This is a genomic window from Paenibacillus sp. Y301 (genome assembly GCF_059445505.1).
In genome coordinates this window covers 247824-261494 of sequence record NZ_JCAIUL010000007.1, presented here as the reverse complement: position 1 = coordinate 261494, position 13671 = coordinate 247824, and the positions used below count along the sequence as shown (strand labels likewise).

Annotated in this window: 12 protein-coding genes; 9 read left to right on the top strand and 3 right to left on the bottom strand. The window is 39.6% G+C overall.

Going from position 1 to position 13671, the window contains the following annotated elements; genetic code table 11:
- Positions 1-397: 397 nt before the first annotated feature.
- The 3 genes from AC1D69_RS14465 (at position 398) to AC1D69_RS14455 (ending at position 4151) form a co-directional block, all read left to right on the top strand.
- Positions 398-2086: a PucR family transcriptional regulator gene (locus tag AC1D69_RS14465; protein ID WP_495456862.1), complete on the top strand. Its 1689-nt coding sequence runs from the start codon at positions 398-400 to the stop codon at positions 2084-2086.
- Between the two features lie 150 nt (positions 2087-2236).
- Positions 2237-3664, top strand: coding sequence for an alanine/glycine:cation symporter family protein (locus tag AC1D69_RS14460; protein ID WP_495456861.1), 1428 nt, complete (start codon positions 2237-2239; stop codon positions 3662-3664).
- Between the two features lie 250 nt (positions 3665-3914).
- Complete coding sequence (locus AC1D69_RS14455) at positions 3915-4151, top strand: Spo0E family sporulation regulatory protein-aspartic acid phosphatase (RefSeq protein WP_495456860.1); 237 nt, start codon at positions 3915-3917, stop codon at positions 4149-4151.
- Positions 4152-4208: 57 nt separating this feature from the next.
- Here AC1D69_RS14455 and AC1D69_RS14450 read toward each other — a convergent pair whose 3' ends face one another.
- From AC1D69_RS14450 to AC1D69_RS14440, 3 genes are all read right to left on the bottom strand, one after another.
- Positions 4209-4340: a DUF4023 domain-containing protein gene (locus tag AC1D69_RS14450; RefSeq protein WP_495456859.1), complete on the bottom strand. Its 132-nt coding sequence runs from the start codon at positions 4338-4340 to the stop codon at positions 4209-4211.
- A gap of 100 nt (positions 4341-4440) precedes the next feature.
- Positions 4441-5334, bottom strand: coding sequence for a C40 family peptidase (locus tag AC1D69_RS14445; protein WP_495456858.1), 894 nt, complete (start codon positions 5332-5334; stop codon positions 4441-4443).
- A gap of 123 nt (positions 5335-5457) precedes the next feature.
- The gene (locus AC1D69_RS14440) at positions 5458-7545 is read right to left on the bottom strand and encodes a peptidoglycan D,D-transpeptidase FtsI family protein (RefSeq protein WP_495456857.1); all 2088 of its coding nucleotides are present in this window, start codon (positions 7543-7545) and stop codon (positions 5458-5460) included.
- 260 nt (positions 7546-7805) lie between these two features.
- On the opposite strand from AC1D69_RS14440, the gene AC1D69_RS14435 reads away from it, so the two are divergent.
- The 6 genes from AC1D69_RS14435 to AC1D69_RS14410 all read left to right on the top strand — a co-directional run bounded on the left by AC1D69_RS14435 (position 7806) and on the right by AC1D69_RS14410 (position 13540).
- The gene (locus AC1D69_RS14435; protein WP_495456856.1) at positions 7806-8756 is read left to right on the top strand and encodes an ABC transporter permease; all 951 of its coding nucleotides are present in this window, start codon (positions 7806-7808) and stop codon (positions 8754-8756) included.
- Entirely contained in the window at positions 8756-9700 is a 945-nt protein-coding gene (locus AC1D69_RS14430) for an iron chelate uptake ABC transporter family permease subunit (protein ID WP_495456855.1), read from the top strand. Before AC1D69_RS14435 ends, AC1D69_RS14430 begins: the two co-directional genes overlap by 1 nt.
- Positions 9697-10455: an iron ABC transporter ATP-binding protein gene (locus tag AC1D69_RS14425; protein ID WP_495456854.1), complete on the top strand. Its 759-nt coding sequence runs from the start codon at positions 9697-9699 to the stop codon at positions 10453-10455. Before AC1D69_RS14430 ends, AC1D69_RS14425 begins: the two co-directional genes overlap by 4 nt.
- A gap of 120 nt (positions 10456-10575) precedes the next feature.
- Positions 10576-11580, top strand: coding sequence for a siderophore ABC transporter substrate-binding protein (locus AC1D69_RS14420; RefSeq protein WP_495456853.1), 1005 nt, complete (start codon positions 10576-10578; stop codon positions 11578-11580).
- A 62-nt stretch (positions 11581-11642) separates the two neighbouring features.
- Entirely contained in the window at positions 11643-11894 is a 252-nt protein-coding gene (locus AC1D69_RS14415; protein WP_495456852.1) for a hypothetical protein, read from the top strand.
- 275 nt (positions 11895-12169) lie between these two features.
- Positions 12170-13540: a transposase gene (locus AC1D69_RS14410; RefSeq protein WP_495456851.1), complete on the top strand. Its 1371-nt coding sequence runs from the start codon at positions 12170-12172 to the stop codon at positions 13538-13540.
- The last annotated feature ends 131 nt before the right edge of the window (positions 13541-13671 follow it).

Here is a 13671-nt window from a genome sequence, read left to right as displayed (position 1 = left end):
GCGTGTTCAAAAAGTCAGATTTTCAGCACCAAGAAGATTGGATGAAGCAAGGGAGTGAGGAGCGGAGCGTAGGCAGTACCTACGTGAGCACCGGAAGGACCGGCTGAATTCAATATTCGATGTCGAATAAGCTTCTTGATATACTTCGTGATCAAAAGATGACTTTTTGAACCACCTCTATAATTAAAGTGTACAAGTGAATGGAAACTTTATCATCGTACGCCATGTCTAGAAATATAAGATAATAGGAAGACAAAATGTTTATGGTGTAATATTATATAACACATAAAGTGTGTGATTTAATGAACTAACATGGGACTTGACCAAAACTAGCCCGCAATCAACGAACAGACAAGTGATTTGTGTTATGAATATTAACGCAGGAGCGTGAAACTATATGATAAAGGGATTTACACTTTACATTAAAGATGTATTGAAACGTTCCGTATTCCAGAAGGCCAAGTTGATAGCAGGCAATCGTGGTTTAGACCGAGAAGTAGGCTGGGTTCACGTGATAGAAATTACTCAAATTGCTCCTTTTATCAGTAAAAATGATTTCATTCTTACGACGGGTCTTTGGCTTAATCAAATAGAGGAGGAACAGCTTGCCTATATGGAGCAACTCATTCATCAAGAGGCGGCGGGTCTGTGTATTGAATTCGGTACCGCAATCGAACGAATCCCCGATAAAATAATAGATCTAGCGAATGCACATGATTTTCCCTTGATTATATTTGAACACCCCGTCCGTTTCGTTGCAATAACACAGGATATCCATGGGCTACTGATTAATCAACAACATCAGATCCTTAAAGATCTGGAGGCTTTTTCACGTAAGTTGCAACAGATGACACTTCAAAGTACGGATGTGCATGCGGTACTCCATTTATTATATGAATACACTAATCAGCAAATTGTGTACCATTCTACGGTAGAATCGAATAAATTTGTTCCATCACTACCTTCCGAGATGACAAATCAAATGTCTGCTTTTTATAAAAAACAGGTTGAGAATGATGAAGGGGCAGCACAGGAGACGGCTTTTTTCAGAATGAATGATGATCAGATACTGTTATCCCAGCCTGTTATTTGTCTAGGTCAGACGCTCTCCTATGTGGGTATCATTCTTCCGAATAATAATTCAACGGAGACACTCATTCTACTCTTGGATTATACGGCCAAGTCGATTGCGACTCTATTGATTAGAAGTCTATTTCTAGAAGAAAAGATGATGCGAGATCAGAATCAACTCATCCAAGACATTATGGATCATAAGATCGAAGATGAAGAGGTAGCTCGTACTCGGATGGGTCTGCGACCTAAAGGCCATGGGGAGAGGGACTTCTTTATGGGTGGAATCATAGAGATGAAGCATGATATGTGGCAATTGAGCCAAGAACGAATACATATCGACCATCAGGATATACTGGTACTTTTACGGGCACTTCTTAAGAAGCATGGAATACATCATTTGTTAATGATGAAGGATACTCGAATATATGTGATATGTGCCAAGGATGTAACGAGTGGAGATCCCACGGATCTACTGAGAAAAGGCATTGCGAAAGTCGTAGAACAACTCCGAGCGTCTAGTATGAGTACTTCTAACTCGCTTACCTTGGTTGCGGGCTTTGGAAAAATTCGATCCGTCATCGCGGATATGTATCTTGACTTCAAAGAAGCCATTCAAGTGATTGAGATGGCACGAATCAGGCCGACAGGGCAAACCTCGTTATTTTACGAGAATCTAGGAATATATCAGCTGTTAAAAGCCATCCCAGATCAGTCCTTTCTTCGAGCATTCGTTCGGGACCATTTAGGTGCTCTTATTGCGTATGATCAAGAACATCACTTACAGTTGATTCAGACGTTAGAGGTGTATCTAAAATGTATGGGTTCTAAGAAAGATACAGCGGAACAATTATATATTCACAGACAGACGTTATACAACCGCTTGGATAAAATGACGGAGATCCTAGGCGACAATTTCCTCGATTCAGATAAAAGAACATGTCTGGAGATGGCCTTACTCGTGCATGGCATGCTGACATGGTCCGAGAGTCCCAGTACATTAGGGCGGGAGTAAACACATCAGAATAACCATTTAGATATATAACGTTCGATATATTCCAAATTAAAACATGTATATTTTTAAAAGCGAAATTTGTTATACTAATGTGTCTCCTCAACACGGACATCAAAAACTATATACCTCAACTAGATAGGAGTCGTATTCATGTTACAAATTTTACAAGATATGATTGATGTTATAAACAGTATGATGTGGTCTAAATTACTTATCATCATGCTTATTGTTTGTGGTTTGTATTTCAGTGTTAAAACTAATTTTTTACAATTCCGTCTCTTGAAAGAAATGTTTCGCGTATTAAGAGAATCCACGAGCGGTTCTCGTGATACGATCTCTCCGTTTCAGGCTTTCTGTATTAGCATGGCGGCGCGAGTAGGGACGGGTAATATTACGGGGATTGCGATCGCTATCGCACTTGGTGGTCCGGGTGCTGTGTTCTGGATGTGGGTTATTGCCATTATTGGGTCAGCATCCAGCTTTATTGAGAGCACACTAGCGCAAGTGTATAAAGTCAAAGATAAAGATGGATTCCGAGGTGGACCAGCCTATTATATGGAACGAGGACTAAAGAAGCGGTGGATGGGCGCCTTGTTTGCTATCCTGATCACCTTATCGTTCGGACTCGTATTTAATGCGGTTCAGTCAAACACCATTACCTTAGCATTTGAGAATGCTTTTGGCACAAATCGTCTAGCAATAGGTTTAATCATGGCGGCGGTATTCGCAATCATCATATTCGGTGGTGTGAAACGTATTGCAAAGATGTCCGAATATATCGTTATTGTTCTAGCTGTATTATATATCGGGATTGCCGTGTATATCGTGTTAGCTAACATTGGACAAGTTCCGGCAGTACTTTCCCTGATTGTGAAGAATGCCTTTGGTATTGAACAAGTCGCAGGGGGTTCTCTGGGGGCAGCACTCATGCAGGGTGTGAAACGTGGATTATTCTCGAATGAAGCGGGTATGGGGAGTGCGCCCAATGCTGCAGCAACTGCAACGACAAGTCATCCGGTTAAGCAAGGGTTAATTCAAGCATTAGGCGTACTAGTCGATACATTAGTAATTTGTACAAGTACTGCTATGATCATTCTATTGTCCGGCGTATATACGCAATCTGGGCTAGGTGGAATTGAATTAACTCAAGCGGCATTAAGTGTGCACATCGGTTCTTGGGCATCTGGTTTCTTAGCCATTATGGTGTTGTTGTTCGCGTTCAGTACGCTGATCGGGAATTATTACTATGGAGAGACCAATATTGCGTTTTTGAAGTCAAATAAGATATGGATCGTTATATACAGATGTAGTGTATTAGCTATGATTATTTTCGGATCGGTGGCCAAGGTTAAGTTAGTATGGGATCTGGCCGACTTATTTATGGGATTCATGGTCATCGTCAATCTGATTGCCATTACAATGTTATCTAGAGTAGCCTTTGCCGCATTGAAAGATTATATGAAGCAGAGGAAAATGGGCAAGGACCCCGTATTTACGAGAGATAGTCTGCATATGTTGGATAATTCTCATAACATTGAATGTTGGGATTCTCCGTTAATACCAGATAAAGCAGAATAGATTCTGTATATGAAAAGAACGAATAATAAATAAATGTAAGAGCCTACTCATTGACAAGTAGGCTCTTGTTTGTGTGATTTAATATATTTATATGGATATATAGCATGTGATATATAGGTAAGAGATAAGTAAGGGGGGATTAAGAAATCGTTAAGAAATCATTAAGAAATCGTTAAGAAATCGAAAAGGTGTTAAGTTACAATTTGGTAACTTGTTGTAATATATATAGGAAATATAAGGAGGGAGAATAGTGAATATTGTTACAGTCTATAAATTGATAGAGTGTAGGAGGAATGAATTAAATACGCTTGTAAGTATATATGGTATTAAAGATCAACGGGTCATGATTAAATCGGTACAGCTTGATCGGATAATAAATATGTATATCCACAAGAGACTTCAACAGTTACCTCATCGACATACAGACGATAACTACAGTAAACAAACTGACTACATAAGTTGTACCAAAGAGTTCGCAAGGATATAGATGGATAATAATACAACGGCATCGTCTCTTTTGGGAAACGATACCGGTTAGATATAGTTATTTTTTGGTGCCGTGTTGCTTGTTAGGTAATTTATCGCTTGGGGTTCCCTTGCCATGATGCTCTTTATTTAGTTCCTGCTTAGCCTGTGTATCATGTAATTTCTCTACAAACTCGTGCGTATTATCCATGTGTTTAGCCTCCTTGTATAGTTACTATTTATACTATCTCCATGAACGACTAAATTCATGAGTCGGGGTTTGATCCATTACAGATCATCTGGAGGCTAAGCTATACGACACGTCGCATAGACAGAATAACGTTACTCCAGTAACCCGTATCAAGACTACTGATCTGAACCCCTGGGTCTCCCCAAGTATGAATGAACTTACCTTCTCCTATATAAATCCCCACATGACCTGGAATCGTGTTGCTCTCAAAACGGTCAGGAACGGTGAAGAATATTAAATCCCCAGGTTTTAAATCGTTACGTGTAACTTCAACTCCTTCCTTTGCTTGATCTCTGGCTAGTCTAGGTAGATCCTTATTGATTTGATCGAACACGTATTGAGTAAATGAGGAACAGTCAAAGGTCTTTGATTGGGTGTAGGGTTCCGCACCGAATTCGTAGGGGACTCCAAGATATTTTTTAGCAAATGAGACGAGCTTATTCTGGTCTGTTGTTGTACTCGCAGTCTTTAAGGATTTAGCTTGAATTTTATTTGGCGAGTCTACATCATGCAAAGGCGAAATCTCTACTCTGTGATATCTCTGGTTCCATTTGACATCCGTATGGAGTAGCGTTGAAAGAGAACCAAGGGTTAGAAATAATTGGCCATTTTGTCGAATAGGGGCTTCTTTTAATTGAATAGATGATCCTAATGAGGAAGCTTGTTTTTGCCCTAGGTAGGCATGGTACATGGGATCGGTATATCCAATCTGTACATCTTTTCCAGAATCCTTCATACGAAGACCAAGGGATTGAACGGCATTCTTTAACGGAACCCAGGTCTTGCCCGAATAGTCGGTGTATAAGACTTGATCCGTAAACATCCCAGCAGTAGTAGGAGAAGAGGGGGCGTCCTTTTCTTTGGCAGTATTACTGCAGGATACACATAATAACATAACGATACAGGTGATCCATATCAGGATGGCTCTTTTTTTGCGTAGGGTTAGCTTTAGCATGTACACACACTCCATTATTCAAATAGGATAACCTCGGAACCAAGCATGAGAAGGTTGTCGTCTCCTCATCCTTAATGCCGAGGTAGCATTTAAGTATAATGTGTGTAAATTGCCGGCTTTTTATTAATGAACAGTTACAGGGGTGTCTTGTGATGTCGGGAGAGACTTTTTGGGAGTGCCGTCCAGTCCGTATTCTTGATCATATGCATCAAAGATCTTACGTGCAATGGGAGCTGCACTCTGAGCGCCGAATCCACCTTCGGGAACGACAACAGCGATAGCAAGCTTAGGGTTATCACGAGGGGCGAAGGCAATGAATATTCCGTTATCCCTTGTTTTACCTTTGGCATCTTGCTCAGATGTCCCTGTTTTTCTTGCGAAATCATAAGGGAATCCTTCAAAAGCACTTACACTCGTATTCATACCTTGTTTGATTTCGCGCCAGAAGCTTTTATCTATCTTGATTTCATTTTCTTCATCATTTAGAATTTCGGGACCGAACTTCTTAACAATGGTTCCATCCTGATCTTTAATCTCATTCACTAGCTGTGGCTTCATTCGTATGCCTTCATTTGCTAGTGTGCTGGCATATTGAGCAAGTTGTAAGGTTGTGTACTTGCCTTGTTGTCCAAAGGAGGCATAGGCTAAGGCTGCTAAATTACTCCCAGCTTGTTTGGTGTTCTTGTATTCAAGTATACCTAAATATTCTTTGGGTAGATCTACACCCGTAGAAACACCGAGTCCGAATTGCTTCATATATCGATCCCAAATATCGATACCTTTTTCTCCTGGATATTTGGAGTTCAATCTCTTACCTACCATATCGACCATAAAGGTATTGGATGACTCCTGAATAGCCATGGTAGGTTTAATGGAGCCAAGGACATGACCAGAGGAATTTCGGATAGGCTGCTCAGAGCCCTCTTTCCCAATGTAGGTTATTCCGCGATCTTGATAGCGATCGGTAGTTCTGAATAGATTCTCGTTTAACCCAACCAATACGCTGAGAGGTTTAATAGTAGAACCTAACAGTAAGAGAGAATCCAGCCCATTAGCGGATTTGCCAGAACTTATTGGAGAGATCGTCCCATTCTGGTAATTGTTTTTGATCCGTTCATAATCTTCGGTAGAAATGTTCTTACTTCCTGATGATTTCCATACGTTCGTGTTATAATCGGGCATGCTTGCCATCGCAATTACTTTTCCCGTATCTACTTCCATGGCTACTGCATAGCCCGTAATGGCATTTGGATGAGTCTTTCCAGAGACCGTATTGGTGTGAAGCCAATTCAACTGATCTGTGATAGCTTGCTCAGTCTTCAGTTGGACATTTTTATTTATCGTCAAATAGATATCATGACCTTTCTGAGGAGGAACCACTTGTTCTACGGCTATCGGCATATTCTGGGCTGTGACGGAAACGTCCTTGTAGCCATTCTCTCCTCTAAGCTCATCCTGAAAGGCATACTCTATCCCGTCATATCCGACAACTTCATCCTCTGTATAGGTTAGACCAGGGTTTCTTGTGCCTTCTCTATCCTTCTGAAGTGCATCCATCTTCGTATATAATTCCTTCGAACTTTTGTAATATTTAATATATCCTACCGTTTGGACGGCTATCGTATCCGGATTATAATGGCGAATACCTTCTTCTACAATTTCTATGCCGGGAAAAAATGCCTTATTTTCTGAGAAAAAGGCGACTTCCTCTTTGTTAAGGTCAGTCTTGATCCGCCGAGGCTCATAACCTGAACCCTTCATGAATTCCAAATCCATGGCATCGATGATATCTTGTTTGGTAAAATTCTTATCATCAGGATCTAATCTATTCAAGGCTTTCTCAATATCCTCGGCTAGTTGAAAGGCTTTGTGCCTAACGAGCGATTTCTTTCTCTTAATTAGAATCTGTTCTTTTGCTAAGCTATAATCTTCTCTCAATGTGATAAAAAGAGATTGAATAGGCGTAGAATAGGCAAGTTTCGTATGCGTATCATCATAAATGGTACCTCGAATCGGGGGAAGGGCGATCGTTTTCATTAACCCATTGGTTTCTTCCTCCTTCAGAGTAGGCCCTTCAACAAATTGAAGAATAGCTAATCTAACAATAATGATGCAGAAAATAATAAAGGTACAAAAAAAGAAAGTATTTACTCTTAGCGTGAAAAATTCTCTTCGTTTATCTTTGCTCTTAGCCTGATAAGGATCTAACATAAGTACACTCCAATCTCAAAAGTGAGTTGTTATAAGAAATATGGGATAAAAATATGAAAATGGTTTATCTATTTTATTATAACCATTATATTCCATAGAAGATATAAATCGAAAGTATTGGATACATATTATTAATTCAGATGTTCCATTGACAATACCCAGTAAGACAGTATAATTAAAATATCATTCAATTGATAATGAATATCATTATTAATTAGAGTTCATTAACCCTATATTTCAGGAAGAGTAAGGAAAGAGCTATGAAAAAGAGATATTTACTCATTACACTTGTGGTTTTTTCATTTATTTCGATCTTCATCGGGGTTAAAGACATCTCTCCGTTGGATATCTTCCACTTAACAGATCAACAACTTCAAACATTAACGATTAGTCGGGTTCCACGTCTTATTAGCATTATTATAGCCGGTATGAGTATGAGTATTGTCGGTCTAATTATGCAACAGTTAACCCGTAACAAGTTCGTATCACCGACGACAGCTGGAACCATGGATTCGGCAAGGTTCGGAATCCTCGTCGCTATGATGATATTCTCCAATGCGACATCACTTCAGAAAATGTTAGTCGCGTTCATCTTTGCACTTCTAGGTACCTTTATCTTTATGAAAATTCTAGACAAAGTGAAATACAAGGATGCCATCTTCATCCCGTTAGTTGGGATTATGTTCGGGAGTGTGGTGGGTTCGATTACAACATTTTTTGCCTATAAGAATGACCTCATTCAGAATATGGCTTCATGGCTGCAGGGTGATTTCTCAGTGATCTTAAAGGGCCGCTATGAAATGTTATACATAAGCATTCCGCTGGTCATTGTAGCTTACTTATTTGCTAATCGGTTCACGATTGCCGGTATGGGTGAGGATTTCGCTAAGAACCTGGGCCTAAATTATAAGCAAATCGTAAATATTGGCCTTATCATTGTAGCTGCCGTATCTTCTATTGTGATATTAACGGTTGGTATGATTCCCTTCTTGGGGTTAATTGTTCCGAATATCGTGACCATCTATCAAGGAGATAATCTTAAAAAAAGTCTCTCTCATACGGCATTATTAGGAGCGGTATTCCTTCTGTTCTGTGACATCCTAGGAAGGCTGATTATATTTCCATATGAGATACCTATTGGTCTCACTGTTGGCGTGATAGGAAGCGGTATTTTTATATACTTACTTATTAGAAGAAAGGCATATGCATAATGAAGGTAAAGCTCAGTATTTTATTTGTTATTGTGATGGCACTTATCGCTTTGTTCTTGTTGTATGACGTAGGTGGTCACTGGGATTATGTCCTTCCTAGAAGAGGGAAGAAGATTCTAGCCATGGTCCTTACCGGTGGTGCAATTGCCTTTTCTACGATTGTGTTCCAGACGATCACGAACAACCGCATTCTGACACCTAGCATTCTAGGGTTGGATTCGCTATATATGTTGTTTCAGACCTTTGTCATTTACGTCTTTGGATCGAACCATGTAACTTCGGTTGACCGAAATGTTAACTTTATAATCTCCGTTGGATTAATGGTGGGATTCTCGGGTGTGTTCTACAAGATTCTATTTCGAAAAGATGGACAGAGGAACATTTACTTTCTGTTATTGATTGGAATGATACTAGGAACATTCTTTGGAAGTGTATCTTCCTTTATGGAGGTACTCATTGACCCCAATGAGTTTATGATGCTACAGGACAAGATGTTCGCTAGCTTCAACAATGTGAATACCGATTTGTTGGTTATATCAATCATTGGGATTCTTGGCGTGACTATTTATTTCATGAGGTTCGTTAAATATCTAGATGTTATCTCGTTAGGAAGAGATCAGGCTGTTAATCTAGGTGTCAATTACGATTATGTTGTCAAAAGATTGCTCGTAGTCATAGCCATTCTGATGTCGATCGCCACAGCTTTAGTGGGTCCAATCACTTTCTTAGGACTTCTAGTTGCGAATGTTGCACATCAGTTCCTCAAAACATATCAACATAAATATTTAATCTTTGGATCTGTTCTTATTAGCGTTATCGCATTAATCGGAGGGCAGTTCATTGTTGAGAAGGTATTTACATTCTCCACCACATTAAGTGTCATTATTAACTTTATTGGGGGATCGTACTTCATATATCTTCTGCTAAAGGAGAATAAGTCATGATAGAGGTAAGAAATGTTTCCAAAAAGTATGCAGATAAACATGTCGTTGATCAGGTTTCCCTTAAGATTACTAAGGGCACCATTACTTCTTTTATAGGACCTAACGGTGCTGGAAAAAGTACACTTCTCTCGATGATTAGTCGCCTCACAACCAAGGATCAAGGTGAGGTCTTAATTGAAGGACAGGAAATTAGCAAGGTTAAGAGTAATGACCTCGCCAAGCAAATTTCAATTCTGAAACAGTCGAACCATATTAATATTCGATTGACGATTAAGGAACTTGTTAGTTTTGGAAGGTTTCCTTATTCTCAAGGGAAGTTGACTCCTGAAGACTGGAAGTATGTAAATGAAGCGATTCAGTATATGGACCTTGAAGACCTTCAAGATAAGTACTTAGATGAGTTAAGTGGAGGTCAGAACCAACGTGCGTATATCGCCATGGTTATTGCCCAGAACACAGATTATATTTTGCTAGATGAGCCTTTAAATAACTTAGATATGAAACACTCTGTACAGATTATGAAAGTGCTAAGACGAATGGTTGATGAATTGGGTAAGACGGTCATTATCGTCATTCATGATATCAATTTTGCATCCGTCTACTCCGATTATATCGTTGCCCTTAAGGATGGAAGAATCATTAAAGAAGGAGCAACAAACGATATTATTGATCGCACTGTTCTACAGGAAGTGTATGGTATGGATATCCATATTGAGAACATTCATGATAACAAAATATGTGTCTACTTTGCTTAAAAGGTAACTCTTTGTTTCGTAAATTATGATGTGCATATGCCATGCGTAAAGGCGCCAGTATGGTGTAATGAGCATCAATGATTTTAATAGTATAACTTTAAAAATTTAGGAGTGATTCAATTGAAGAAAAGTGTACTCATGATCATAATGACTGTAATGATGGCTATCGTGGTAGCTGCGTGCGGCAATAATAATACGAAAGAGGCAAAGAATACAACGACGGACTCTGCAGGGAATACGACGAATGCAGCAGCACCTACAGAACCCGTAGAAAGTAAAGAAATAACGATTAAACATAAGTTGGGTGAGACTAAGTTACAGACGAACCCTGAGAAAGTCGTTGTGTTTGATTTCGGAATATTGGATTCACTAGATAAGTTAGCTGTTGAAGTAGCGGGTGTACCGCAAGCCAACATTCCTCCGTACCTTTCTAAATATGAAGATAAGAAATATGCCAACGTGGGAAGCTTGAAAGAGCCTGATTTTGAAAAAATCAATGCTCTTGATCCTGATCTCATCATTATATCGGGAAGACAACAGGAAGCTTATGAGGAATTGACGAAGATTGCTCCTACGATTTTCTTAGGAGTAGATAACACGAAATTAGTAGAGTCATTCAAAGAAAATATGAACACGTTAGGTCAAATCTTTGATAAACAAGCACAAATTGATGAAGAACTAGCTAAGATTGACGCATCGATCAAAGATATTCACGATAAAGCGACTGCAACAGGTAAGAATGGACTCATTGTTCTTGCTAATGAAGGTAAATTAAGTGCTTATGGAGCTGGTTCAAGATTTGGAATCATTCATGACGTACTTGGATTCAAACCTACAGATGCTACTATCGAAGTGTCCACTCATGGACAAAGCATTACTTCCGAGTTCATCCAAGAGAAGAACCCAGACTTCCTATTTGTAGTGGATCGAAGCACTGTGGTTGCTGCAGAAGGTGCAGAGGCGACTTCCGCTAAGGACACGATTGAGAATGATTTAGTGAAGAATACGAACGCGTTCAAAGAAGGACATATCGTATATCTTAATCCTAATTATTGGTATCTATCCGGTGGAGGGCTTGTATCGATGGTAGAGATGATCAATGAAATTGGTGCAGCAATTCAATAAGATGCGCCCACACCGCCTCTCTATCCCATTCATATAGTGGGATGAAGGGAGGGACATCAATTATGTCACCTAAATCCCATTATGTTACAGCGAGGAAACATCTTCATAAATTTGTGAAGGTGAAAACGAAGTATGGAAGTACCTTTTACGGAGAGATTGTGAAAGTTAGTCCTACGAAAATGTTTTTAAAAGTTTCTTCCGTTAAGAGCGATAAGAAAGTTCATACCTCTTTTGCACCATTCATTCTCCCATTAGTACTGTTCGATTTACTTGCAATCATACTGGTGGGTTCAACTAGAAGAAGATATTTCTAATTCAAATGCTAACCTATTTACTGCCGAGATCCTGATCTTGGCAGTTTTTCTTTTGGAACCAAATTTGATGTGAATAAACGCTTGGAGGGGACGATGGTAGGCATAGATAGGTGATAAATATGAATTCGATCATATTTATTTTTAGGGGAATCAATTTCATAAATTCAAAGCCTTACTGTGCTTAAGTTTTTAGAACATGAAAAAAGGAGTACCTCCCCAAATCTCGAAGTGTTTAGTACCGCTACTTTACACAGAGATTGAAAGGAGTACTCTCGATGTATAGTATTCGACAAGAAAGTTTGTTTTCCTTGGAGGATTTACTGGAAATGTCCCCCAAGGATACGTACGGTTATCTCTTTGAGACGCTAGATATTAATCCATTCCTACGCGTTGTTTCTAAGAAGGCATTTCTAGGGGCACCAACACAGCTCAACTATGCAGCTATGCTACACTCGCTGTTCATTCGGATCGTCGAACGTATCCCAACGATTGAAGATCTAAGAAAGCGCCTGAATAGAAGTATTGAATTTAGTACGGACTGTGGGTTTACCGGTTCCGATCGAATTCCAAGTGAAGCTTCATATACGCGGCTAATCCAAAAGCTTCAAAAATCCCAAGTTTTTCAGCAGTCCAATGAAAAATTAGTTCAACAAGCCTTTCAAGAAGGGTTTATTGATGCATCCGAGGTCGCCATGGATGCCACTCATATTGAAGCTAGAGATCGCCAACCGGATAAGAAGAAAGACGAACCGAACCAACTAGTAACTGAACCTCCCAAGAAAAAACGGGGTCGCAAATCTAAGGATGAGCGAGAGCAATGGCTAAAGGAACAGTTAGAACTTGAAGAGAATCGTTCCTTGTTCGAGAAGAAGGTAGAAGCACAATTATGTTACTCGTATGAAGAGTTGGTGAAGGAAATTCCACTAAACCCTGCCTGGGGTGTAAAGAAGAATTCCCAAGGAAAAAATGTATTCTGGTATGGCTTTAAAGCACATCTTCTCGTCGACTGCAAAAGGCAATATATCCTTACAGCGATACTTTCTTCCGGCAACATTAACGATGGTAAGATGGCGATCCCCTTACTTAAAGGACTAGCCGAAAGGTACCCTGGGCTACCTTTTTCTCATGTGCTGGCGGATGCTGGTTATGATTTAGTACCGATTTACAAACAGGTTGAGAACATGGGAGCCAGAGCACTCATGGATTACAACCGTCGTAACGAACAACCGGATCCCGATGCGGACAAGTACTTTCGTCCGATTTGTAAAGAGGGTCATTCTTATCGATACGACAGCTATGACGCGAGATACAAAACCAACAAATACACGCAACCCAAAGAGTGCAAAGAGTGTCCTTTTAACGATGGAGAATGCCAGAAGGTCTTCAAGAAAAGAATCGATGATCATCCAAGAAGATACACCGTTCCTGCTCGGGGTAGTGACCGTTATTATGAACTGTACAAGAAAAGAACCGCAGTCGAACGAGTAAATGCCTATCTAAAAGAATACTTTCAACTGAACAACCTTCGTCATCGTGGAGCATTGGCCAAAGTCGATTTTGAACTAGCTTGTCTGACGTATAACGCTTGTAAACTTACCGTTGACCGTTTGAACCAAAGTATTAAAGCAAATAAATTAACTGCGTAGCCCTATTTTAAAAAAATGAGGGTGTTAATATTCGGTTAATCTAATTAATGAGAGAACGATTTATGAAATTGATTCAGGGAAATAGGATATTTTCTAACCATACTATACCGTCCAGACGGTGAAAAGGTTGG